The sequence below is a fragment of the Micromonospora sp. R311 genome (assembly GCF_056780015.1).
Window position 1 is genome coordinate 98,118 of the sequence record NZ_JBSWCE010000002.1, and the last position, 23,259, is coordinate 121,376.

Annotated in this window: 20 protein-coding genes; 10 read left to right on the forward strand and 10 right to left on the reverse strand. The window is 74.7% G+C overall.

The window, feature by feature from the left end:
- Positions 1-76: 76 nt before the first annotated feature.
- Positions 77-1,537 (forward strand): serine/threonine-protein kinase, encoded by a 1,461-nt coding sequence (locus AC1WTP_RS01820; RefSeq protein WP_481647495.1) that lies wholly within the window; start codon positions 77-79, stop codon positions 1,535-1,537.
- A gap of 20 nt (positions 1,538-1,557) precedes the next feature.
- Here the strand turns inward: AC1WTP_RS01820 and AC1WTP_RS01825 are convergent, their stop codons facing one another.
- From AC1WTP_RS01825 to AC1WTP_RS01865, 9 genes are all read right to left on the reverse strand, one after another.
- The gene (locus tag AC1WTP_RS01825) at positions 1,558-2,619 is read right to left on the reverse strand and encodes a glycosyltransferase (protein WP_481647664.1); all 1,062 of its coding nucleotides are present in this window, start codon (positions 2,617-2,619) and stop codon (positions 1,558-1,560) included.
- 184 nt (positions 2,620-2,803) lie between these two features.
- Complete coding sequence (locus AC1WTP_RS01830) at positions 2,804-3,475, reverse strand: BON domain-containing protein (RefSeq protein ID WP_481647496.1); 672 nt, start codon at positions 3,473-3,475, stop codon at positions 2,804-2,806.
- 174 nt (positions 3,476-3,649) lie between these two features.
- Complete coding sequence (locus AC1WTP_RS01835) at positions 3,650-5,293, reverse strand: S1C family serine protease (RefSeq protein WP_481647497.1); 1,644 nt, start codon at positions 5,291-5,293, stop codon at positions 3,650-3,652.
- Between the two features lie 62 nt (positions 5,294-5,355).
- On the reverse strand, positions 5,356-6,918 hold the full coding sequence (locus AC1WTP_RS01840) for a sensor histidine kinase (protein ID WP_481647498.1): 1,563 nt from the start codon (positions 6,916-6,918) through the stop codon (positions 5,356-5,358).
- The gene (locus AC1WTP_RS01845; protein WP_481647499.1) at positions 6,915-7,616 is read right to left on the reverse strand and encodes a response regulator transcription factor; all 702 of its coding nucleotides are present in this window, start codon (positions 7,614-7,616) and stop codon (positions 6,915-6,917) included. Before AC1WTP_RS01845 ends, AC1WTP_RS01840 begins: the two co-directional genes overlap by 4 nt.
- Positions 7,617-7,724: 108 nt before the next feature.
- Positions 7,725-8,351, reverse strand: a complete 627-nt coding sequence (locus AC1WTP_RS01850; protein WP_481647500.1) for a PadR family transcriptional regulator — start codon at positions 8,349-8,351, stop codon at positions 7,725-7,727.
- Positions 8,348-9,175: a DUF4097 family beta strand repeat-containing protein gene (locus AC1WTP_RS01855; protein WP_481647501.1), complete on the reverse strand. Its 828-nt coding sequence runs from the start codon at positions 9,173-9,175 to the stop codon at positions 8,348-8,350. Before AC1WTP_RS01855 ends, AC1WTP_RS01850 begins: the two co-directional genes overlap by 4 nt.
- A gap of 92 nt (positions 9,176-9,267) precedes the next feature.
- Positions 9,268-10,152, reverse strand: a complete 885-nt coding sequence (locus AC1WTP_RS01860; protein ID WP_481647502.1) for a lysophospholipid acyltransferase family protein — start codon at positions 10,150-10,152, stop codon at positions 9,268-9,270.
- Entirely contained in the window at positions 10,149-10,922 is a 774-nt protein-coding gene (locus AC1WTP_RS01865) for a GNAT family N-acetyltransferase (RefSeq protein ID WP_481647503.1), read from the reverse strand. Before AC1WTP_RS01865 ends, AC1WTP_RS01860 begins: the two co-directional genes overlap by 4 nt.
- A 184-nt stretch (positions 10,923-11,106) precedes the next feature.
- Here AC1WTP_RS01865 and AC1WTP_RS01870 point away from each other — a divergent pair, with 184 nt between their 5' ends.
- From AC1WTP_RS01870 to AC1WTP_RS01900, 7 genes are all read left to right on the forward strand, one after another.
- On the forward strand, positions 11,107-11,763 hold the full coding sequence (locus AC1WTP_RS01870; RefSeq protein ID WP_481647504.1) for a hypothetical protein: 657 nt from the start codon (positions 11,107-11,109) through the stop codon (positions 11,761-11,763).
- A 135-nt stretch (positions 11,764-11,898) separates the two neighbouring features.
- The gene (locus tag AC1WTP_RS01875) at positions 11,899-12,831 is read left to right on the forward strand and encodes an ABC transporter ATP-binding protein (protein WP_481647505.1); all 933 of its coding nucleotides are present in this window, start codon (positions 11,899-11,901) and stop codon (positions 12,829-12,831) included.
- Complete coding sequence (locus AC1WTP_RS01880; RefSeq protein WP_481647506.1) at positions 12,828-13,640, forward strand: ABC transporter permease family protein; 813 nt, start codon at positions 12,828-12,830, stop codon at positions 13,638-13,640. The genes AC1WTP_RS01875 and AC1WTP_RS01880 overlap by 4 nt, the downstream gene beginning before the upstream one ends.
- Positions 13,641-13,887: 247 nt before the next feature.
- Complete coding sequence (locus AC1WTP_RS01885; protein WP_481647507.1) at positions 13,888-17,619, forward strand: multifunctional oxoglutarate decarboxylase/oxoglutarate dehydrogenase thiamine pyrophosphate-binding subunit/dihydrolipoyllysine-residue succinyltransferase subunit; 3,732 nt, start codon at positions 13,888-13,890, stop codon at positions 17,617-17,619.
- A 115-nt stretch (positions 17,620-17,734) separates the two neighbouring features.
- Positions 17,735-17,914 (forward strand): DUF6104 family protein, encoded by a 180-nt coding sequence (locus AC1WTP_RS01890; protein WP_447134579.1) that lies wholly within the window; start codon positions 17,735-17,737, stop codon positions 17,912-17,914.
- Between the two features lie 67 nt (positions 17,915-17,981).
- The gene (pta, locus tag AC1WTP_RS01895) at positions 17,982-20,048 is read left to right on the forward strand and encodes a phosphate acetyltransferase (protein WP_481647508.1); all 2,067 of its coding nucleotides are present in this window, start codon (positions 17,982-17,984) and stop codon (positions 20,046-20,048) included.
- 5 nt (positions 20,049-20,053) lie between these two features.
- Positions 20,054-21,172 carry an acetate/propionate family kinase gene (locus AC1WTP_RS01900; protein ID WP_481647509.1) on the forward strand — a complete coding sequence of 373 codons (1,119 nt, stop codon included), beginning with the start codon at positions 20,054-20,056 and terminating at the stop codon, positions 21,170-21,172.
- Between the two features lie 8 nt (positions 21,173-21,180).
- Here AC1WTP_RS01900 and AC1WTP_RS01905 read toward each other — a convergent pair whose 3' ends face one another.
- Entirely contained in the window at positions 21,181-21,351 is a 171-nt protein-coding gene (locus AC1WTP_RS01905) for a hypothetical protein (protein WP_481647510.1), read from the reverse strand.
- 158 nt (positions 21,352-21,509) lie between these two features.
- Between AC1WTP_RS01905 and AC1WTP_RS01910 the strand changes: the two genes are divergently transcribed.
- Both AC1WTP_RS01910 and AC1WTP_RS01915 read left to right on the forward strand, forming a co-directional pair.
- Positions 21,510-22,406: an alpha/beta hydrolase family protein gene (locus tag AC1WTP_RS01910; RefSeq protein ID WP_481647511.1), complete on the forward strand. Its 897-nt coding sequence runs from the start codon at positions 21,510-21,512 to the stop codon at positions 22,404-22,406.
- Positions 22,407-22,682: 276 nt separating this feature from the next.
- Positions 22,683-23,249: a nucleotidyltransferase domain-containing protein gene (locus AC1WTP_RS01915; protein ID WP_481647512.1), complete on the forward strand. Its 567-nt coding sequence runs from the start codon at positions 22,683-22,685 to the stop codon at positions 23,247-23,249.
- The last annotated feature ends 10 nt before the right edge of the window (positions 23,250-23,259 follow it).

The window sequence follows — 23,259 nt, forward strand, 5'->3', positions numbered from 1 at the left end:
CGCCGCCCCACCCGTTGACAGGCCGGACACATTCACGCAACCTGATACCGCTCCCACCCCGAGGCAGGTGCGATCCGTGAAGCCAGCGCTGCACCCCGGCCGGTTGCTGGCCCGCCGGTACCGGCTGCTCGACCAGATCGGCGCCGGCGGGATGTCGGTGATCTGGCGGGCCCACGACGAGGTGCTGGACCGGGTCGTCGCGCTGAAGGTGCTCGCCCCGTCGCTCGCCGCCGACGCCCGGTTCCGGGACATGGTCCGCACCGAGGCGCGCTCCGCCGCCCAACTGGTGCACCCGCACGTGACCTCGGTGCACGACTACGGCGAGACGGTCGCGCCCGACGGCTCGATCACCTCGTTCGTGGTGATGGAGCTGCTGGTCGGCGAGGAGCTGGAGCTGCGGCTCACCGAGGGCCCGCTGCCCTGGCCGGAGGCGGTGAAGATCGGCGCGCAGGTGGCGGACGCGCTCGCCGCCGCGCACCGGCTGGGCATCGTGCACCGCGACATCACGCCGGCCAACGTGATGATGACCCCGGTCGGCGCCAAGGTGCTCGACTTCGGCATCGCCACCCGGGTCGGCGCGCCGGACGAGGACGAGGACGGCGGCACCTTCGGCACCCCGGCCTACGTGGCGCCGGAACGCCTCGACGGGGCGCCCGCGCAGCCGGCCACCGACGTGTACTCCCTCGGGGTGCTGCTCCACGAGGCGTTGACCGGTCGGGTCCCGTACCCCGCCGACACCTGGGACCAGCTCAGCGCCGCGCTGGCCGCGGGCGGGCCGCCCTCGCTGGCCGGGGTGCCCGGGCTGCCGCCGGAGGTGGCCCGGATCTGCCTGCGCTGCCTGACCCGGGACCCGGCCGGGCGGCCGACCGCCCGTCAGGTCGCCACCGTGCTGCGTGACCACCCGCTTCCGGAATCGCAGGCGGCCACCACGCTCGCGCCGCCCCTGACCCCGCCCGAGCCCCCCGCGGCCTCGACGGCACCGGCGCCCGGCCACGCCCCGACGGCCACCGCCGGCCGTACCGCGCCGGGATCGGGGCCGGCCCGCCGGGTGCCCCGCCCGGCGCTGGTCGCGGCGGTGGCCCTGCTGGCCGCGGCGGGGCTGGCCGTGCCGGCGCTGTGGCCGGACCGGTCCCCGCCACCGGCGGCGCTGCCCACCACGGAGGCGACCGGACAGCCGACGCCCCGCGTGCCGGAGACCACCCCCCGCACGTCGGCTCCCGCGGCCGAACCCCGGCCCGGCGGGTCGACCGGCGCGGTGCCCGGGCCGGACAGCCTGTTGACGGTGGCCAACCGGCTCGACGGGTTGATCGGCACCGGGCTCGACGGTGGCGAGATCCGCGCCGACGTGGGCCTGGACCTGCGCAACGAACTCCGCAACCTGACCGCCGCGGTGGGCTCCGGGCCGGCCGACCTGACCGGGCCGGTGGCCCGACTGCGCGAGAAGGTGGCCACCCGGCTGCGCGAGGGTGGCATCACTCCCGGGTACGCCGAGCGGCTGGACGCGGCGATCGCGGAGCTGGGGGCCGCGCGGGTCTGAGCGTTCCGACCGACGGGTGCTCAGCGCGGCGCGGCCCGGACCGGCTCGCGGCTGCCCAGGTACGGCACCGAGCCGGCGACGAACCGCCGGTAGACGTCCTCGTAGCCGATCGCGATCCGCTCGGTGGAGAAGTTCTCCGCGACGTGCGCCACGCAGTCGGCCGGGTCGAGGCGGTGCGCCTCGCGCAACGCGTCCGGTAGCTCCTCGACCCGGTCGCAGACCAGGCCGGTCACCCCCGGCCGGACCAGCTCGGGCACCGCGCCACGGTTCAGCGCCACCACCGGCGTGCCGGTCGCCATCGCCTCCACCATCACCATGCCGAACGGCTCCTCCCACTGGATCGGCATGATCAGGCAGCGGGCGTCGACCAGCATCCGCAGCGCGGCGTCCCGGTCGGCGTCGAGCACCACGGTGACGTCCTCGCCGAGCATCGGCCGGACCACCTCCTGGTAGTAGCGGCGTTCCGGCGGCTCGTTGCACTTGCCGGCGAGCACCAGCGGCAGGCCGGCGGCGCGGCAGGCCCGGATGGCCGCGTCCGGCCCCTTGTCCGGGCTGAACCGGGCCAGCCAGAGCACCGGGCCGCTCGCGGGTGCGGTCTTGCGCGGCACGCCCCGCAGGTCCATCGCGTTGTGCACGGTGCCGACCCAGGGCAGCCGGGGGTTGAGCCGGCGCTGGGCGTGCGAGATGGCCACCAACCCCACGCCCTGGTCGGTGTCGCTGAGCACGGTGCCGTACTCGCCCACCGGGTTGCCGTGCACGGTCGCCACCGTGGGCACCGCCCGGCGGCCGGCGACCAGCGGGCCGATGGTGGTGTGGTCGTGGATGACGTCGAAGTCGTCGGCGCTGATCAGCTGGTTGACCCGGGCCAGGTGGGCCAGCTCGGGCAGCGCCTCGCCGAGCCGCTCGTACTGCAGGTCCCGACCGGTCGGGACGACGTCGGCGGCGGTGCCGTGCGCCCGCCCCGCGCCGAACAGGGTCACCGCGTGCCCGCGGGCGACCAGCGCGTCCACCAGCACCGCGACCACCTGTTCCAGGCCGCCGTACCCGGGCGGGGGCACCGACAGCCACGGCGGGACCACCATCGCGATCCGCAGCGGCCGCGCCGGCGAGCGGCCGCCCGGCAGGTCGTTCACGGCCACGAGTCCTCCCCCGTCCGTCCCGTCGGTGGGCGGGCCGTCCGCCGGCCGGCGTCCACCGCGACCCGCCCGCTCAGGATCGGCGGCGCTTTCCCGGCGACGATCCCGCTAAACCGGGCATCCCGGGCGCTCAACCGCCCACCAGGAGGTGGACGCGCACCGCCCCCACACCCTCGGCGGACCAGGCCGTCCGTTCCGCCTCGTCCCGTTCCCACCAGGAGCGGACCACGCCCTCGAGGGTGACCGTGTCGCCGTCCACCGTGACGGTCACCCGCTCGGTGCCGATCCCCCGCGACAACGCCCGCTGGATGTCCCGGCGGGTGCGCTCGCCGTCCGGGCGGGCGGCGGGCCGCACGTCGACCAGGTTGGTCACGCCGCGGACACCCCGCAGCCGCCGCACCTCGTGCTCGGCGGTACGCCGCTGCCAGCCGAACTCCACCTCGCCACGGAGCATCACCCAGCCGTTGGCCACGGTGACGTCCAGCCGCTCGGCCGGGACGAAGCTGTCCCACTCCAGCGCCCGGCTGACCGCGATGGCGATGTCCTCGTCGGTCCGCTCCGCCGAACCGGGCAACCGGACCTCGACGTCGTCGGCCACCACCCGCACGCCGCGGACGCGTTGCGCGCAGCGCTCGGCCGCCCACTTCGCCGCGGTGCTGTCCACCCAGCCGGTCAGCGTCACCACGCCGTCGTGCACGGTCACGCCGACCTCGTTCGGCTGCACCCGGACGTCCCAGGCCAGTTCCTCGAGCACGTCCCGCTGGATCTGCGTGTCGGTCCGGACGGTCGCTGCCGTGGTCATCGCACCCTCCCGTACGCCTGCCGGGTCTCCTGCCGACGGTGCCCGCGGGGCGGGTGACGGTGGTTCACCCGGACCGGGTGAACCACCCGGAAACGGAGGGGGCGGCGGGTGACGGAGCCAACCCCCTTGGCCCCGTCACCCGCCGCCCGTGGGAGGAGGCAGGCTCGGTACGGATTAGGACGCTTCGGCGAGCGTCACGGTTGCCGTCGATTCGGATCCGTTTCGCTGGTACGTCACCTCGACCCGGTCCCCGACCCGGCCGGCCTGCACGGCGCCGACCAGGTCGTTGGAGTCGTTGATCACCTTGTCGCCGAACCGGGTGATCACGTCTCCGCGCTGCAGGCCGGCCTTCTCGGCGGCGCTGCCCGGGGTGACCGAGGCGACCAGCGCCCCACCGTCCGGGGCGGCGTTGACGCTCACGCCCAGCGACGGGTGGCTGACCTTCTCGCCGCGCTGGAGCTTGCCGGCCACGTCCTTGGCCTTGTTGCTCGGAATGGCGAAGCCCACCCCGATGTTGCCGCTGCCCTGCCCGGCGGTGGCGATCGCGGTGTTGATGCCGATCACCTCGCCCCGCGTGTTGACCAGCGCGCCGCCGGAGTTGCCCGGGTTGATCGGCGCGTCGGTCTGCAGCAGCCCGGAGATCGAGCTGGCCCCCTGGCTCGGGTCCTGCCGCTGCTCGGCGCTGCCGGCCTGGATGGTGCGGTCCCGGGCGCTGAGGATGCCGGCGGTCACCGAGCCCTGCAGCCCCAGCGGGCTACCCAGGGCGAGCACCTGGTCGCCGACCTGCATGGCGTCGCTGTCGCCGAAGGTGGCCGGCTTCAGGCCGCTGACCCCGGAGGCCTTCACCACGGCCAGGTCGGTCTTCGGGTCGGTGCCGACGATCCGGGCCTGGGCGCTCTTGCCGTCGGCGAAGACCACCCGGACGCTGTTCCCGCCGGCCGCGGCGACCACGTGGTTGTTGGTGAGCACGTAGCCGTCGGCGCTGAGGATCACGCCGGAGCCCTCGCCGCTGTCGGTGTTGATCGAGACGACGCTGTCCTGCACCGAGGCGGCGATCCGCGGCAGGTCCGCACCGTTGATCACCGGTGCGGCGGAGTAGGTGCGGGTGATTCCGCCCGAGTCGCCGTCCACGGCGAGCGCGAGCGCGCCGCCGGCGACGCCGGAGCCGAGCATCAGCGCCAGCACCGCGACGCCCGCGCCGGCGAACTTGGCGATCCGTCCGGGGCGCGGCGCGGGGTGCGCCGGAGCCCAGGCCGGGGCCGGCTGGCCCGCGTGCTGCTGCGGGAAGACCGGACCGGTCGCGCCCGGCTGCCCCCCGCCGGTCCAGCCGGAGTGCTGCCCGGCGTACCAGGGGCCGCCCGGGTAGCCGCCCCGCGGCTGGCCGGGCCGGCCGCCGAGGTAGGGGTAGCCGCCGGCCTGCGGGTGACCGGAGACCGGGTAGGGCGGGGCGGACGGGGTGGCCGCGGGCGGCTGGCCGGCGGGCACGGTCGCCAGCGGCACCGTCGGCTCGCTGGCCGGAGCGTCGGCGGCCGGGCCGGGGGCGCCGGCGGGTTCCGGGGTACGGGCCGCGGCGTCGCCGTCGGTCCGGGCCGGCTCGGCGGTGCCCGGGTCACCCGGGACCGGGCCGGTCGGGCCGCCGGCGTTCGTCGTGGCCGCGGTCGCGGCGGTGGGCTGCTCGGCGGCCGGCGCGGCGCCGGCCCCGGTGGTCGCGGAGTCGGACTGCGCGCGCTCGACGTGCGGCAGCTCGGCGGTGGGGTGCGACGGCTCGGCGTCGGTGGGGGCCGGCCGGCGCTGCGGGTCGGACTCGTACTCGGTCATGGCTCCACCTTGCCCCGGGGCTCTGCGACCAGCCTGGAACCGGCCTGAAGGTTGGCTGAAAGTCACTCGCCGTCGGCGTCCGCGTCGGGCACCAGTGGCAGCCGGACCCGGAAGGTCGCGCCCCCGCCCGGGGTCTCGGCCACCTCGACCGTGCCGTGGTGGGCGCTCACCAGCGCGGCGACGATGGCCAGGCCGAGCCCGGTGCCGGTGTTGCCGCCGGCCCGCCGGGTCCGCGCGGCGTCCGCCCGGTAGAAGCGCTCGAAGACGCGTTCCGCCTGCTCCGGGGAGAGGCCGGGGCCGGTGTCGGCGACCTCCACCACGGCCAGGTTGCCCGGCTCGGCCCGCAGCCGCAGGGTCACCGCCGCGTCCGACGGGGTGTGGGTCAGCGCGTTCGTCATCAGGTTGCCGATGATCTGCCGGAGCCGGGCGTCGTCGCCGTAGACCACCAGCGGGCCGGAGCCCGGTTCGATCTCCAGCTCGATCCGGCGGTCCGGGTCCACCACCCGGGCGGCCTGCACCGTGTCGCTGGCCAGCACCGGCAGCTCGACCGGGGCGAGGGCGAGCGGCCGCTCCCGGTCCAGCCGGGCGAGCAGCAGCAGGTCCTCCACCAGCAGGCCCATCCGGGCCGCCTCGTCCTCGATCCGGCGCAGCAGGTCGGCGGTCTGCTCCGGGGCGCGGGCCGCGCCCTGCCGGTACAGCTCGGCGAAGCCGCGGATGGTGGTCAGCGGGGTACGCAACTCGTGCGAGGCGTCGGCGACGAACTGCCGCATCCGCTCCTCCGAGCGGCGGGCGCGCGCCTCGGACGCCTGCGCGGCGCCGGCCGCGTCCCGGGCGCTGGCCTCGGCGGCGCGGGCGGCGGTCTCCGATGCGGCCCGGGCGGTGAACGCCGCCTCGATCTGGGTGAGCATCGCGTTCAGCGCGCGGGACAGCCGGCCCAGCTCCGAGGTCGGGCAGGGCTGGCCCTCCTCCGGGTCGGGCACCCGCCGGGTGAGGTCGCCGCCGGCGATGGCGGCGGCGGTCTGTTCGATCTCCACCAGCGGCTTGAGGCTGGTGCGGACGATCGCCGCGCCGATCGAGGCGAGCAGGATCAGCACCGCCCCGCCGACCAGGACGTCGATCCAGACCAGCCGGGTGACCGCCCGGTCGACGTCGGTGAGGTGCTGGCCGAACGCCAGGATGCGGCCGTTGTCCAGCTCCGTGTAGAGCATCCGCCAACGGGTGTGGCCGTCGACGGACCGGACGGTGAACGGCTCGCCGACCTCCTCGGCGAACCCCTGGTAGCTGCCGGGCATCGGGGGCAGTTCCCCGGGGCGCAGCCCCGGGTAGTACGCGACCGGATCGACGCTGGCCGGCGGAAACGCCTGCGCGGCCACGTAGTCGCTGGGGATGCCGACCGAGATCTGGTTTCCCTCGCGCCGGGCCCGTTCGAGCGCCTGCGCCACCCCGGCCGCGCCACCCCGCAGCTCGCTGTCGACCTGGTCGACCAGGTAGCTGCGGAGGAAGAAGGCGGTCAGCGAGCTGATCACCAGCAGCGCGAGCGCCACCAGGGCGAGGACGGAGGTGACCAGCTTGACCCGGAGCGGGACGCTTCGGAGCCGTACCTTCGCCTGCTGGTACGGGTTCACGCCGCCGGCTTGCGCAGCACGTAACCGACGCCCCGCAGGGTGTGGATCAGCCGGGGCTGGGTGTTGTCCACCTTGCGGCGGAGGTAGGAGATGTAGGACTCGACGATGTTGTCGTCGCCCCGGAAGTCGTAGTTCCACACGTGGTCGAGGATCTGCGCCTTGGACAGCACCCGGTTGGCGTTGAGCATCAGGTAGCGCAGCAGCTTGAACTCGGTCGGCGAGAGCTGCACCCGCTGGCCGGCCCGGTGCACCTCGTGGGTCTCCTCGTCCAGCTCCAGGTCGGCGAAGGTGAGCCGGGACGGGGCCTGCTCGCCGGTGCTGGTACGCCGGAGCACCGCCCGGATCCGGGCGGTCAGCTCCTCCAGGCTGAACGGCTTGGTGACGTAGTCGTCGCCGCCCAGGGTGAGCCCGCGGATCTTGTCGTCGGTGGCGTCCCGGGCGGTCAGGAAGACCACCGGGGTGCGGGTGCCGCCCTCGCGCAGCATCCGGATCACCTCGAAGCCGTCCAGGTCGGGCAGCATCACGTCGAGCACCACCAGGTCGGGCCGGTGGTCCTTCGCGGCGTGCAGCGCGGCGCTGCCGCTGGTCGCGGTGGCCACGTCGAAGCCCGCGAACCGCAGGCTCGCGGAGAGCAGCTCGAGGATGTTGGGGTCGTCCTCGACGACGAGCAGGCGCGCCTCGGTCTGGGTAGCGGGCATGTGCCCATCATCCGCGTTCTCGCTGCGTCCGGGCTGGGCGGTCGCTGGAAAAATCCTGTGAGCCGGCCCGGCCGGGACCGTGCGGCCGGGCGGGTGGTCGCGGGTGGGTCAGCGCAGCAGCCGGCGCAGCCCGTCCAGGGCGCCGTCGAGCAGCCGGATCGCCGTGCGGAGCTGGGCGTCGCTGAGCCGGCGGGCCCGCACCAGCGCGGCCACCTCGCCGGTGAAGGCGGCCAGCCGCTGGTCGAACTCGGCCTGCGCGGCCGGCTCCGGCCCGGGCCGCGGCCCGGCGGCGGCGGGGGCGGCGGCGGGCGCGGGGGCGGGGGGCGTCCACCGGCCGCGCCGGGTCTGCCGGGTCGCCTCGCGCAGTTCCCGCTTGAGGTCGCGGACCGACCCGCTCACCTCGCTGCGGATCTCCCCGGCCAGGGTGGAGAGATCCGCCACCGAGGCGGCGATGTCCGATTCCAGGGCGGCCAGTTCGCCGGCCCGCTGGCGCAGCTCGGCCCGCCCGGCATCGGTGATCTCGTAGACCTTGCGGCCGCCGGCGGCGGTGTGGCTGACCAGGCCGTCGGCCTCCAGCCGCTGCAACCGCGGGTAGATGGTGCCGGCGCTGGGCGCGTACAGGCCGAGGAAGCGCTCCTCCAGCAGCCGGATCAGCTCGTAACCGTGCTTCGGGCCGTCGTCGAGGAGCTTGAGCAGGTAGAGCCGGAGCCGCCCGTGACTGAACACGGCGGTCACGGCAGCTCCTCCTCGTCGTCCACCGGGCGGGCGAGCAGCGCGATGCTGCCCGACGTGGCGGACGCCGAGAGCCTACCCTCGCCGGTGCCGAGCACCCCCTCGCTGTCGACCACCGCGCCCAGCGCGGCGTTGCCGCGCACCGCCGGGAAGCCGCTGGTGATCCGCCCGGACGAGGTGTGCAGCCGGACGGCGAGGTCGCTGTCCTCCCGGACCCGGACGGTGATGCTGCCGGAGATCGTGCTCAGCCGGATGTCGCTCCGCCGCGGGTTGTCGAAGTCGCAGGTGATGGCGCCGGAGACGGTCTGCGCGCGGACCTTGCCGGCGGCGCTGTCGGCGAGGATCACCTCGCCGGAGACCGTCTCCACGTCGAGGTCGCCGGTCACCCCGAGCGCCTCCACCGGGCCCGACACGATCTTCGCGGCGGTCCGCCCGCGCAGCCCCATCAGGGTGATCTGGCCGGCGGTGACGTCGGCCCGGGTCTGCCGGCGCAGGCCCGAGGCGACCAGCGAGCCCTCGATGAGATTGAGATCGGCGAGCACGTCGGCGGGGACCGCGACCGAGACGTCGACCCGGGGCAGCCGGGCCAGCGGCCCGGCCCGGAACAGCAGGTCCAACCACCGGTCGCCGCGCTTCTGCCGGACGGAGAGCCGGCCGTCGCGGTGCTCCACCCGGACCGGCCGGCGACCGACCCGGGTGACGTCCAGCCGGGCCGGACCGTCGGTGGCCACCACGTTCAGCCGGCCGCTGACCAGGTGGACGTCGAGCTGGGTGACCGGCCCGTCCAGGGTGAGCCGCTGGGGGCTGTCGACGGTCCACTCGGTCATGGTTCCTCCCCTCGGCGGAACGCGGCGGGGCGTTTCCGACGCCGAGGAGACTAACGCGATACATCGCGATAGGACAAGTGGCCGCCCACGGATCACGCGGCCAGGTCGACCTCCCGCTTCACGCCGCGCCACCCGGCCGGTACCGGGCGGGCGACCGCCGGCCGGAGGTGCACGGCCGACTCGGCGGCCCGGGCCAGCAGCCGCCGGTCCGCGCCCGGGGCCGGGTGCAGGGCGGCCGTCACGGTGACCGTGAGCACGAGGTCCCGGGCGCCCAGCACCCGGCGCAGCGACCGCCACAGGTTCTCGTCGCCGAGGAAGGCCGCCGCCGTCGTCGCGTCGCCGGTCGCCGCGTGCCGGTAGCCGATCCGCACCGGCACCACCGGCGCACCGGCGTCGACCGCCGCCTGGAACACCGCCGGCCGGAACCCGCCGGCCGGCCGGCAGCCCGCCGCCGCGCCGCACCAGGTGGTGCCCTCCGGGAAGACCGCCACGGACCGGCCCGCCCGCAGCGCGTCCGCCACCCGGTCCACCGTGGCCGGCAGGTCACGGGGGCGGGCCCGGTCCACGAAGAGGGTGCCGGCGGCCCGGGCGAGCCAGCCGAGCAGCGGCCAGCCGCGCACCTCGCGCTTGGCCAGCAGCCGGGCCGGTGCGACGGCGAGCACGGCCAGCACGTCCAGCCAGGACACGTGGTTGGCGACCAGCAGCGCGCGCCGCCGGGGTGGCCGGCCGCGGATCACGAGGCGCACCCCGAGCGCCCGGGCGGCGCCCCGGGCCCAGCCGCCCAGCAGCACCCGCCGTTCCGGCGCGGGCAGCAGCGGCAGCAGCACCGCCAGGCCCGCGCCGAGCACCAGCATCCCGAGCAGGCCGGCCAGCCGGCCGGCCCGGCGGGCGACCGGCACGCCCCGGACCTCATCGGGCGCCGGCAGGCAGTCGGGGCCGCAGCCGGAGACCGGCCGGAACAGGTCCCGCCCGCTCACCGTTGCGCCCCGGCCAGGAAGTGCCGCAGGTAGCGCGGGTTCATCCGGTCCAGCGAGAACAGCACGTAGAAGTCGGCAACGCCGAAGTCCGGGTCGTACGCCGGCTCGCCGCAGATCCAGGCGCCGAGCCGGAGGTAGCCGCGCAGCAGCGGCGGCACCGGGGGCCGGCCCGCCGCGCCGGCGCCCGGGGTCGACGTCGGGGCGCCCGGCTCGGCGAACCAGGGCCGCAGCGGGCGGACCCGCAGCGGCGGCGGGGCCAGGTGCCGGGCCTGTGCCTGGGCCCAGACCTCGGCCGCGGTGAGCCCGCCGTCCGCGACCGGCACCGAGGCGCAGCCGCCGAGCCAGCGGGAGCCGCGCAGGTGCAGATAGCGGGTGATGCCGGCCCACATCAGGTTGATCACGGCGCCGGACCGGTGATCCGGGTGCACGCAGGAACGGCCCGCCTCGACCAGGGCGCCCCGCAGCGGGGCGAGCGGGGTCAGGTCGAACTCGCCCTCGGCGTACCAGCGGGCGGTCCGTCCGGGCGGCAGCAGCCGGTACGTGCCGACCACCTCGCCGGTGCGCTCCTGCCGCACGACGAGGTGGTCGCAGTACGGGTCGAGGTCGTCGGCGTCCAGGCCGGCGGCGCCCGGGACGGTGGCCCCGAGTTCGGTGGCGAACACCTCGTGCCGGAGGCGTTGCGCGGCCGCGACCTGGGTCGGGTCGTCGGCGATCAGCAGGGTGTAACCGCTGGTCGTCAGGGGTGCGCCAGCGGCGGGCAGGACAGCCATGGGACCTGTGTAGGCGGCCCGGGTACCGGTCACGGTGACCAGGAGTGTCGATCCGGTGAACGCCGGCCGGCGGCCCGTGGCGGCGCCGCGGCGCGGGGCGCGGGGCTGCCGGGACGCCGGTCGTGCGAGGCTGCCGGGGCGCCCCGGCGACGACGCCGGGACCGCGACCGTCCGGAGGTGTTCGATGATCATCGAGTCGCGCTTCAACGGGCCGCCCGGCTCGGGCAACGGCGGCTGGAGCGCCGGGCTCTTCGCGACCGCGTACGGCGGGCCCGATCCGGTCGAGGTGACGCTGCGCCGGCCGCCGCCGCTGGAGACCCCGCTGGCCCTCGCCGACGGCGAGGTGCGCGACCCGGACGGGCTGCTCGTCGCCGAGGTCCGCGCGACCGGGGAGGTCGACGCGGTGGTGCCGCCGGTGGACCTGCCGGCCGCCCGGGCGGCCGCGGCCGGCTACCCCGGCCTGGTCGACCACCCCTTCCCCGGGTGCTACGTGTGCGGCCCGCAGCGGGCGGACGGGCTGCGGATCTTCCCGGGGCGGCTGCCGGACGGCCGGACCGCCGCCCCGTTCCGGGTGCCGGCGGAGGTCGACGCGGCGACCGTGTGGGCGGCGCTGGACTGCCCCGGCGGCTGGTCGGTGATCGCACCCGGCCGCCCGTACGTGCTGGGCCGGATCGCCGCGACGGTGCACGCGCTGCCGGCGCCCGGCGAGGTGTGCGTGGTGACCGGCGCGACCGTGGGCGGCGAGGGCCGCAAGGCGCTCGTGCACACCAGCCTGTACGGCCCGGCCGGGCGACTGCTCGGCGCGGCCCGGGCCACCTGGGTGGCGCTGCCGACCGGCTGAGGTCGTTCGGGAGGATGACCCGCCTCCTGCCCGGGGTGGAGACGAAACTACGGACCGCGCCTGATTGACCTTGTTGCGCGGGCCCGTCACGCTGTGCCACGGCGTACCCCGACGCCATCGCACGGAGGGAGCGTAATGACTGACGGGCAGCGAAGCCCCACCGACGGTCAGATCATGGTGTCCGGCCTGACGAAGCAGTACAAGAACGTGACGGCGGTCAACGACCTGTCGTTCACCGTCGAGCCGGGGCGGGTGACCGGCTTCCTCGGCCCGAACGGGGCCGGCAAGACCACCACCCTGCGCATGCTGCTGAACCTGGTCACCCCGACCGCCGGCGTGGCGACCATCGGCGGGCGCCGGTACGCCGACCTGACCGACCCGCTGCGGCACGTCGGCGCGGTGCTCGAGGCGTCCAGCGCGCACAAGGGCCGGACCGGGATCAACCACCTCCGGGTGATCTGCGCGGCGGCCGGGCTGCCGAAGAGCCGGGCCGACGAGGCGCTGGCCCTGGTCGGGCTGACCCCGGCGGCGAAGCGCAAGTTCAAGGGCTACTCGCTGGGCATGAAGCAGCGCCTGGGCATCGCCGCCGCGATGCTCGGCGACCCGCGGGTGCTGATCCTCGACGAGCCGGCCAACGGGCTCGACCCGGAGGGCATCCGGTGGATGCGCGGGTTCCTCAAGGGCCTGGCCCAGCAGGGCCGCACCGTGCTGGTCTCCAGCCACCTGCTGTCGGAGATGCAGCTGCTGGCCGACGACGTGGTGATCATCGCCGCCGGTCAGCTGGTCCGGCAGGGCCCGGTCGACCAGGTGATCGGCTCGATGGCGCAGGGCGTCCGGGTGCGGGTCCGCACCCCGCAGGCCGAGGCGCTGACCGCGGCGCTGAAGGCGGAGCCGGCCACGGTCGACGTCGACGAGCACGGCACCCTGCTGGTCGGCGGGGTGGACGCGCCGACGGTGGGCCGGATCGCCCTGGCGGCCGGCGTGGAGCTGCACGAACTCACCACGGAACGGCCCGACCTGGAGCGGGTCTTCCTGGAGCTGACGGCCGGAAAGGCGGACATCCGATGAACCTGGTCCGATCCGAGCTGCTCAAGATCCGTACCACCAGCACCTGGTGGTGGCTGGCGATCGGCGCGTTCCTGGCGATCGCGATGGCCTTCGCGTTCAACGCCTGGGCGGCCAGCGAGGTGTTCAAGGGCAACGGCGAGAACCTGGGCTTCAGCCCCGACCAGGCGACCGCCGCGGCGCAGGCGGCGAACCTCTACACCTCCGGCCAGTACCTCGGCCTGATGTTCGTGATGCTGATCGGCATCCTGATGGTCACCAACGAGTTCTTCCACCAGACGGCGACCACCACCTTCCTGGCCACCCCGCGGCGCACCTCGGTGATCGCCGGCAAGCTGGTCGCGGCCAGCCTGCTGGGCTTCCTGTTCTGGCTGGCGACGACCGTGATCGACCTGGTCGCCGGCGCGGTCTTCCTGAACCTGCAGGACCAGGGCGCCCTGCTCGGCGAGTGGGCGGTGCAGCGGGCGCTGCTGTTCAACCTGCTGGCGTACGCGATCTGGACGATCCTCGGGGTCGGCATCGGCACGCTGATCACCAACCAGCTCGGCGCGGTGATCACGGCCGCGGTGCTCTACCTTGTCGGCACCCAGGTGATCGGGCTGCTCTTCCTGCTGCTGTCGAACGCGCTGGACAATCCGGCCGTGGTGAAGTGGCAGGTGATCTGGCCGGCGGTGGCGTCCACGGTGATGATCTCGGAGGGCCAGTCCGAGTTCACCCCGGCGTGGTGGGTCGGCGCCCTGGTGCTGATCGGCTACGCGGTGGTCACCGGCACCTTCGGGGTGCTGATCACCCGGCGGCGGGACATCTCCTGACCGACGCGGTCCCGCGGGGGGTGGCGCCGGCCGGCGCCACCCCCCGCGCTTTACCAGGAGTCGTCGGCACACGCAGCGTTTGCCGAACTTCTGGCATCTTCTGTGAAACCGACCACGCCGCAGAGGCGGAAATGCCTGCGGCATCCGTACGGCGTAGCCTGGGAGCCGTCTCGTGCGCGCCCGATCGGCGGGCGTCGCCGGGCACCGCGTGACACACAAACCCGCGTGAAAGAGGCGATTACCGGCCGTGTCGACCCAGCAGACTTCGCAGGAGAACCCACTGGCGGGTTTCGGCCCGAACGAGTGGATCGTCGAGGAGATGTACCAGCGGTTCCTCGCGGACCCCAAGAGCGTCGACCCGGCCTGGCACGACTTCTTCGCCGACTACCGGCCGGGGCCGGGCGCCGCCACGCCGCGTGACGGCAAGCCGACCACGCCCGCCGTCCGGCCGGAGCCCGACGGCCAGCCGGAGGCGGCGGCCAAGGTCGCCCAGCCGCCCGCCCCGGCGAAGCCGGCGGCGGCGCCGAAGCCGGCCGAGCCGAAGCCGGCCGCGGCCAAGCCCGCCCCGGCGAAGCCGGCCCAGCCGAAGGCGGCTCCGGCCAAGGCGGCCCAGCCGACCGCCGCCGGCCCGCAGACCACCCCGCTGCGCGGCGTCGCGGCCCGGATCGTGCAGAACATGGACGCCTCGCTGAGCGTGCCCACCGCGACCAGCGTGCGCGCCGTCCCGGCCAAGCTGCTGGTCGACAACCGCATCGTGATCAACAACCACCTCGCCCGCGGTCGCGGCGGCAAGGTCAGCTTCACCCACCTGATCGGCTACGCGCTGGTCCGGGCGCTGGCCCAGCACCCGGAGATGAACAACTCCTTCGCCGAGGCCGACGGCAAGCCGGCCCTGGTCCGCCCGGAGCACGTCAACCTGGGCATCGCCATCGACCTGGTCAAGCCGGACGGCAGCCGCAACCTGGTGGTGCCCTCCATCAAGGCCTGCGAGCAGATGGACTTCCGGCAGTTCTGGCAGGCGTACGAGGACGTGGTCCGGCGGGCCCGCCGCAACGAGCTGACCATGGAGGACTACGCCGGCACCACGATCTCGCTGACCAACCCGGGCGGCATCGGCACCGTGCACTCGATGCCGCGGCTGATGCAGGGGCAGAGCGCGATCATCGGCGTCGGCGCGATGGAGTACCCGGCGCCCTACCAGGGCATGAGCGAGGCCACCCTGGCCGAGCTGGCGGTCAGCAAGGTCATCACGCTGACCAGCACCTACGACCACCGGATCATCCAGGGCGCGCAGTCCGGCGAGTTCCTCAAGGCCATGCACGAGCTGGTCCTCGGCGAGCACGGCTTCTACGACGAGATCTTCACCTCGCTGCGCATCCCGTACGAGCCGGTGCGCTGGATGCGCGACGTCGCGGTCGACAGCGAGGGCCAGATCAACAAGACCGCCCGGGTGCACGAGCTGATCCACGCCTACCGGGTGCGCGGGCACCTGATGGCCGACACCGACCCGCTCGAGTTCAAGATCCGCAAGCACCCCGACCTGGACGTGCTCCAGCACGGGCTGACCCTGTGGGACCTGGACCGGACCTTCCCGGTCAACGGCTTCGCCGGCAAGCAGCGGATGAAGCTGCGCGAGATCCTCGGCGTGCTGCGCGACTCGTACTGCCGCCGGGTCGGCATCGAGTACATGCACATCCAGGACCCGGAGGAGCGGCGCTGGATCCAGGAGCGGGTCGAGCGCAAGTACGAGAAGCCCTCCCCGGAAGAGCAGAAGCACGTGCTCAACCGGCTCAACGCCGCCGAGGCGTTCGAGACCTTCCTGCAGACCAAGTACGTCGGCCAGAAGCGCTTCTCGCTGGAGGGCGGCGAGTCGCTGATCCCGCTGCTCGGCGAGGTGCTGGAGGCGTCCGCCGAGGGCGGGCTGGACGAGGTCGTCATCGGCATGGCCCACCGCGGCCGGCTCAACGTGCTGGCCAACATCGTCGGCAAGCCGTACGAGAAGATCTTCTCCGAGTTCGAGGGGCACCTGGACCCGCGCTCCACCCAGGGCTCGGGCGACGTGAAGTACCACCTCGGCCAGAACGGCAAGTTCACCGCCCCCGGCGGCGAGCACTCGGTCAAGGTCTCGGTGGTGGCGAACCCGTCGCACCTGGAGGCCGTCGACCCGGTGCTGGAGGGCATCGTCCGGGCCAAGCAGGACCGGATCGACCTCAAGCTGGAGGGCTACACCGTGCTGCCGCTGGCGGTGCACGGTGACGCCGCCTTCGCCGGCCAGGGCGTGGTGGCCGAGACGCTCAACCTGTCCCAGCTGCGCGGCTACCGCACCGGCGGCACCGTGCACGTGGTGGTCAACAACCAGGTCGGCTTCACCACCGCGCCGGAGTACTCCCGGTCCAGCCTGTACAGCACCGACGTGGCCCGGATGATCCAGGCGCCGATCTTCCACGTCAACGGCGACGACCCGGAGGCCGTGGTCCGGGTGGCCCGGCTGGCCTTCGAGTACCGCCAGGCGTTCAACAAGGACGTCGTGATCGACATGGTCTGCTACCGGCGGCGCGGGCACAACGAGGGCGACGACCCGTCGATGTCCAACCCGCAGATGTACAAGATCATCGACTCGAAGCGCTCGGTGCGCAAGCTCTACACCGAGGAGCTGATCGGCCGGGGCGACATCACCGTGGAGGACGCGGAGGAGCTGCTGCGCGACTACCAGGCGCAGCTGGAGCGGGTCTTCAAGGCCACCCGCGACGCGGCCACCACGCCGCGCCACCTCAGCCGCCCGAAGCGGGAGGACGAGCCGGAGCCGCAGGTGGACACCGCGACCGACGCCGCCGTGGTCAAGGCGATCGGCGAGGCGCACGTCAACCTGCCGGAGGGCTTCACCCCGCACAAGCGGATCCAGCAGCTGCTCGACCGGCGGGCCAAGATGTCCGTCGAGGGCAACATCGACTGGGGCTTCGGCGAGATCATCGCGTTCGGCGCGCTGCTGCACGACGGGGTCACCGTCCGGCTCGCCGGGCAGGACTCCCGCCGGGGCACCTTCGTCCAGCGGCACGCCTCGATCCTGGACGCGCGGACCGGCAACGACTACCTCCCGCTCCAGTCGCTGACCGGCGACGGCGAGCGCTCCCGGTTCTTCGTGCACGACTCGCTGCTCAGCGAGTACGCCGCGATGGGCTTCGAGTACGGCTACTCGGTGGAGAACGTCAACGCGCTGGTCTGCTGGGAGGCCCAGTTCGGCGACTTCGTCAACGGCGCCCAGTCGGTGATCGACGAGTTCATCTCCTCCGGCGAGGTGAAGTGGGGCCAGCGCTCCGCGGTGACCCTGCTGCTGCCGCACGGCCACGAGGGTCAGGGCCCGGACCACACCTCCGGCCGGCCCGAGCGGTTCCTGCAGATGTGCGCCGAGGACAACATGCGGGTGGCCATCCCGACCACCCCGGCGAACTACTTCCACCTGCTGCGTCGCCAGGCCCTCTCGCCGAAGCGCAAGCCGCTGGTGGTGTTCACGCCGAAGTCGCTGCTGCGGCACAAGCTCTGCGTCTCGTCGGTCGAGGACTTCACCACCGGCACGTTCCAGCCGGTGCTGCGGGACTCGGCCGCCCCGGCGCCGCAGGCGGTGAAGCGGGTGCTGCTTTGCTCGGGCAAGGTCTACTACGACCTGCTCCAGGCCCGGCAGGAGCGCGGCATCACCGACACCGCGATCATCCGGCTGGAGCAGCTCTACCCGATGCCGGTCGAGGAGGTCCGCGCCGCCCTGGCGGAGTACCCGAACGCGGAGGACTTCGCCTGGGTGCAGGAGGAGCCGGCCAACCAGGGCGCCTGGTCGTTCGTCGCGCTCAACCTGCTGGAGCACCTGGCGGACGTCCGGCTGCGCCGCATCTCCCGCCCGGCGGCCGCCGCGCCGGCCGTCGGCTCCGCCAAGATGCACGAGGTCGAGCAGAACGCCCTGATCGAGGCGGCGCTGCCCCGCCCGTGACCTGACCGCACCGCCGAGCCGGGGCAGAGACCGTCACCCACGACGGCTCTGCCCCGCCTCGCGTCGGGCCCAGCCACCGACCGGCCCCACGCCGGACGACACCACGAGGAAAACCATGTACTTCACCGACCGCGGCATCGAGGAACTGGTCGAGCGCCGGGGCGACGAGCAGGTCACCCTGGAGTGGCTCGGCGAGCGCCTGCGCGACTTCGTCGACCTCAACCCCGAGTTCGAGACCCCCGTCGAGCGCTTCGCCACCTGGCTGGCCCGCCTCGACGACGAGGACGACGAGTAACCCCGGCGACAGCTCCCGGGGGCCAAGGACCCGGGCAGGAGATCGCGCGATCTTCTAGGGTGGGATCGTGGCCCGGAGTGTGTACGTCACCAGCGTGGGGTCCGGCGGGGGGAAGTCGACCATCGCGCTCGGGCTGGCCGAACTGCTCTCCCGGCAGGTCGAGCGGATCGGCGCGTTCCGGCCGCTGGTCGGCGGCACCGCCCCCGACCCGATTCTCGCCCTGCTCAGCGACCGCTACCGGATCGAGCCGCCGCTGACCGACCTCGCCGGCACCACCTACGCCGAGGCAACCGCCCTGGTCGCCGACGGGCGCCGGGAGGAACTCATCTCCCGGATCGTGGAGCGCTACCGGGACCTGGAACGGCGGTGCGGGGCGGTGGTCGTGGTGGGCAGCGACTTCGCCGACGGCGGGGACGGCGCCGGCCCGCGCGAGCTGGCCTTCAACGCCCGGCTGGCCACCGACTTCGGCAGCGTCGTGGTGCCGGTCGTGGACGGCTTCGGGCAGGAACCGACGGCGATCGCGGCCGGGGTGCGCGGGGCGTACCACGACCTCGCGGACCTGGGCGCCACGGTGCTGGCGGTGATCGCCAACCGGGTGCCCGAGCCGATGCCCCTGCCCGACCTGCCGGTTCCCGCGTACGCCATCCCCGAGGTGCCGAGCGTGTCGGCGCCGACGGTGGCCGAGGTGGCGGCGGCGCTCGGCGCCACCCTGCTCGCCGGGGACGACGCCGCTCTCGGCCGGGACGTGCTCGACTACGTGGTGGGCGCGGCGCACGTGCCGACCCTGCTGGACCACCTGACCGAGGGCGCCCTGGTGATCACGCCCGGCGACCGGGCCGACCTGCTGATCGCGGCGAGCGCCGCGCACGTGGCCGGGCAGGTGTCGGTGGCCGGGCTGGTGCTCACCCTCGGCGAGCAGCCGGACCCGCGGGCGATGCGCCTGGTCGAGAGGTTGAACACCGGCCTCGCCGTGCTCTCGGTGACCAGCGACAGCTACGACACGGTGGCCGCGTCCAGCCGGATCGAGGGCCGGCCGAGCGCCGGCAACCCACGCAAGGTCGAGGCGGCGCTGGGCGCCTTCGAACGCTGCGTGGACACCGACGACCTGGCCCGCCGGCTGCGGGTCAGCCGCTCCGCCCGGGTCACCCCGCTGATGTTCGAGTACGACCTGATCGACCGCGCCCGGGCGCAGCGCCGGCACCTGGTGCTGCCGGAGGGGGCGGAGGAGCGCATCCTACGCGCCGCGGAGATCCTGCTGCGCCGGGGCGTCGCAGACCTGACCCTGCTCGGCCGGCCGGACGACATCGCCCGCCGCACCCGGGAGCTGGGCATCGACATCGGCGGGGCACGGGTGGTCGACCCGGTGACCAGCGAGTGGCGCGACGGGTTCGCCGCCGAGTACGCGAAGCTTCGCGCCCACCGGGGCGTCACCGCCGAACTGGCGCACGACGTCGTCGCGCAGCCGAACTACTTCGGCACGCTGATGGTGCAGACCGGGCACGCCGACGGCATGGTCTCCGGGGCGACCCACACCACCGCCGCCACCATCCGCCCGGCCTTCGAGATCATCCGGACCGTGCCGGGGGTCTCGGTGGCCTCCAGCGTCTTCTTCATGCTGCTGGCCGACCGGGTGCTGGTCTACGGCGACTGCGCGGTCAACCGCGACCCGGACGCCGGCCAGCTCGCCGACATCGCGATCTCCTCGGCCGACACCGCCGCCCGGTTCGGCATCGAGCCCCGGGTCGCCATGCTCTCCTACTCCACCGGCAGCTCCGGCGCCGGCGCCGACGTGGAGAAGGTCGCGGCGGCCACCGAGCTGGTCCGGGAGCGCCGCCCCGACCTGCTGGTGGAGGGGCCGATCCAGTACGACGCGGCGATCGACCCGGCGGTGGCGGCGACGAAGCTGCCGGGCAGCGAGGTCGCCGGCCGGGCCACGGTCTTCATCTTTCCCGACCTGAACACCGGCAACAACACGTACAAGGCGGTCCAGCGCTCGGCCGGGGCGGTGGCCGTCGGACCGGTGATGCAGGGCCTGCGCCAGCCGGTCAACGACCTGTCCCGCGGCGCCACCGTGGCGGACATCGTCAACACGGTGGCGATCACCGCCATCCAGGCCACCGCGGAGGTCCGATGAGCGGCATGAGCCGGGTCCTGGTTCTCAACTGCGGGTCGTCGTCGGTGAAGTACCGCCTCTACGAGGGCGACGAGATCCGCGACAAGGGCACCGTGGAGCGGGTCGGCGAGCCGGGCGGCGGGCCGGCCGACCACGAGACGGCGGTCCACGACATCCTCGGCCGGCTCGACCTGGCGGGGCTGACCGCCGTCGGGCACCGGGTGGTGCACGGTGGCCGGCGGTTCACCGAGCCGACCCTGATCGACGACGCGGTGCTGACCGCGATCCGCGACCTGGTCCCGCTCGCCCCGCTGCACAACCCGGCGAACCTGGCCGGCATCGAGGTCGCCCGGGCGACGCTGCCGGACGTCCCGCAGGTGGCCGTCTTCGACACCGCGTTCCACCACACCATGCCGGAGGCCGCCGCGGTCTACGCGATCGACCGGGACACCGCCGAGCGGTGCGGCATCCGGCGGTACGGCTTCCACGGCACCTCGCACGCGTACGTCTCCCGGCGCACCGCGGAGCTGCTGGGCCGCCCGTACCACGAGCTGAACACGATCACCCTGCACCTGGGCAACGGAGCCAGCGCCTGCGCGGTGGCCGGCGGGCGCAGCGTGGCCACCTCGATGGGGATGTCGCCGTTGCAGGGCCTGGTGATGGGCACCCGCAGCGGCGACCTGGACCCGACGGTGATCTTCCACCTGCGCCGCGAAGGCGGGCTCTCCGTCGACGAGATCGACGACCTGCTCAACCACCGCAGCGGCCTGCTCGGGCTGACCGGCGCCAACGACATGCGCGAGGTGCTCCGGCGCCGGGCGGACGGCGATGCGGCGGCGGCGCTGGCCTTCGACGTCTACTGCCGCCGGATCACCGGGTACGTCGGCGCGTACTACGCTCTGCTCGGGCGGGTGGACGCGGTCACCTTCACGGCGGGGGTGGGCGAGCACGCCGCCCCGGTCCGCGCGGCGGCGCTGGCCGGCCTGGACCGGCTCGGCATCGCCGTGGACCCGGCGCGCAACGCCGGCAGCGGCGACCGGGTCATCTCACCGGAGGGTGCCGAGGTGGCCGTCTGCGTGATCGGCACCGACGAGGAGCGGGAGATCGCCCGCGCCGCCCGCGACCTGGCCGCCGCGGCGGGCTGACGCACCGCTCAGCTCAGGGCCAGCCAGGCGACCAGGGCGACCAGGACGACCACGACCACCGCCGCGCCGGCCAGCAGCGGAACCCGGGACGCGGCGGCCGGCGCCTCGGCCTCCGGAGTGTTGGCGAAGGCGCGGAACGCCTCGGTGTTGCCGCTCGGGTCGGTGTAGTTCTCAGGCATGCCGGTGACCCTAGCGAAGCCGGTCGAGGGGCACCGTCCCGCGCGCGGCCGCCCCGGCCAGGTCGGGCCGGCCGGTGGAGCGGCTCCGGCCGGGTGGTCGGCGGAGCCGGTCCGGACGGCGGGGTCGCTCGGGGCGGCACGGCACCTACCGTGGATCCGTGGGGATCAAGCGGCTGGTCGCCGCGCTGCTGACGGCGCTGCTGGCCGGCTGTGGAACGGCCACCGCCGCGCCCGGTGCACCGCAACCGGCCCGCCGGGCGCCCGCCGGGGCGTACGCCGTCGGCGTGCGTACGCTCACCGTCGACCCGGCCTCCGCGCGCCCGCTGCCGGTCACCGTCTGGTACCCGGCGCAGGGGGGCGCGGTGGCCGCGGGGCGGTTCCCGGTGGTGGTCTACAGCCACGGGCTGGACAGCCTGCCCCGCCTGCACGCCGGGCTGACCTCCCGGTGGGCCGCCGCCGGCTTCGTGGTGGCCGCGCCGGCCTACCCGCACACCCGGCGGGGCGCGCGCCGGTTCGACCGGGCCGACGTACGGCACCAGCCGGCCGACGGCTGGCGGGTGATCCGGCACCTGGTCCGCCTCGATGCCCGGACCGGCGACCCGCTGGCCGGCCACCTGGACGTCACCCGGTTCGCCGCGGCCGGCCACTCGGCCGGCGGCTTCACCACCGCCGGCATGTTCACCTCGGGGCGTTCGGCACGGCTGCGGGCGGGCATCGTGATCGCCGGCGGCGGGATGGCCGGGAGCTTCGCCGCGCCGGCCGCGCCGGTGCTCTTCGTGCACGGCACCGCCGACCCGGTGGTGCCGCTGGCGGTCGGCCGGGCGGCCTACCGGCGCGCCGGCGGCCCGGCCGCCTTCCTGAGCCTGCTCGGGCAGGGTCACGGCGAGTACCTCACCCCCGGCCGGCCGGGCTTCGCCCAGGTGCTCGCCACCACCACCGACTTCCTCCGCGGGACCCTCTACGGCGACCCGGACGCCGCCCGCCGCCTGCCCGCCGTCGCGCACGCCCCCGCCCTCACCCGCTACGAGGCCCGCCCGGCCCCTGCCCGCCCCTGACGACGCGCCCGGTGGACGCCCGGTCCGCCTCGCTGGCCGACGTGCCGGGCACCACCTGGCCGGCGCCGCCCCGGGACGGCCCCGCACGGGCGAGCAGGACGGGAACAAGCGTGATACCGCAGAGTCATCAAAATGACTCTGCGGTATCACGCTTGCCGGGCAACGCGACGACCCACCGCGACACGCCGACCCGCCTTAGCCGGGACGACGTCGGGCGGCGGGAGTGCCGGGCCGAAACAGGGTGCGGCGAGGGTGGGCCGAGGCTACGGTCGGCGCGTGGCGGCGGTGGCGGGGCTTGCGGGGCGCCAGTTGGCCAGCATCGGCGAGGTCGTCGGGCTCGCCGGGGCGGCCGGGATCGAGGTGTGGCTGCGCGGCGGCTGGGCGGTCGGCTTCCACCTCGGCGAGGTGACCCGGCCGCACGCGGACGTCGACTGGTACTGCTGGCGTGCCGACGCGGAGCGGCTGGCCGCCCTCCTGCGCGGGCGCGGTTGGCGCCCCGACCCGCGGCTGCCGGTCGAGGTGCAGCTGGAGCTGTTCCGCCACGACGTCGAGGTGAGCTTCGCGTACCTGGCGCGGGACGCCGGCGGGCGGCTCACGGTCGGCGGCGGCCGGTGGGCCGGCACGCCGCTGCCGGCGGGGATGCTGGACGGCCCACCCGGGCGGATCGGCCCACTGACCGTCCCGGTCATCGCGGTCGCGGCACAGATCGAGTTCAAGCGGATGTACCCGGTCTGGATGCCGGAGCGCCCCCGCCGCGCCAAGGACGCCGCCGACCTGGCCCGCCTCGGCGCCGTTGCGTCGGGCCCCGGCCACGGTCCGTCGATGTCCGGCGGGCACCCCTGAGGGGCAGGGC

What these genes read in the sequence shown, in the direction of transcription:
- AC1WTP_RS01870 (WP_481647504.1), top strand. Translation starts at nt 11,107, where the DNA reads ATGATCATCGAGTCGCGCTTCAACGGGCCGCCCGGCTCGGGCAACGGC.
- AC1WTP_RS01845 (WP_481647499.1), bottom strand. Translation starts at nt 7,616, where the DNA reads ATGCCCGCTACCCAGACCGAGGCGCGCCTGCTCGTCGTCGAGGACGAC.
- AC1WTP_RS01865 (WP_481647503.1), bottom strand. Translation starts at nt 10,922, where the DNA reads ATGGCTGTCCTGCCCGCCGCTGGCGCACCCCTGACGACCAGCGGTTAC.
- AC1WTP_RS01880 (WP_481647506.1), top strand. Translation starts at nt 12,828, where the DNA reads ATGAACCTGGTCCGATCCGAGCTGCTCAAGATCCGTACCACCAGCACC.
- AC1WTP_RS01855 (WP_481647501.1), bottom strand. Translation starts at nt 9,175, where the DNA reads ATGACCGAGTGGACCGTCGACAGCCCCCAGCGGCTCACCCTGGACGGG.
- AC1WTP_RS01900 (WP_481647509.1), top strand. Translation starts at nt 20,054, where the DNA reads ATGAGCCGGGTCCTGGTTCTCAACTGCGGGTCGTCGTCGGTGAAGTAC.
- AC1WTP_RS01835 (WP_481647497.1), bottom strand. Translation starts at nt 5,293, where the DNA reads ATGACCGAGTACGAGTCCGACCCGCAGCGCCGGCCGGCCCCCACCGAC.
- AC1WTP_RS01890 (WP_447134579.1), top strand. Translation starts at nt 17,735, where the DNA reads ATGTACTTCACCGACCGCGGCATCGAGGAACTGGTCGAGCGCCGGGGC.
- AC1WTP_RS01825 (WP_481647664.1), bottom strand. Translation starts at nt 2,619, where the DNA reads ATGGTGGTCCCGCCGTGGCTGTCGGTGCCCCCGCCCGGGTACGGCGGC.
- AC1WTP_RS01830 (WP_481647496.1), bottom strand. Translation starts at nt 3,475, where the DNA reads ATGACCACGGCAGCGACCGTCCGGACCGACACGCAGATCCAGCGGGAC.
- AC1WTP_RS01905 (WP_481647510.1), bottom strand. Translation starts at nt 21,351, where the DNA reads ATGCCTGAGAACTACACCGACCCGAGCGGCAACACCGAGGCGTTCCGC.
- AC1WTP_RS01875 (WP_481647505.1), top strand. Translation starts at nt 11,899, where the DNA reads ATGACTGACGGGCAGCGAAGCCCCACCGACGGTCAGATCATGGTGTCC.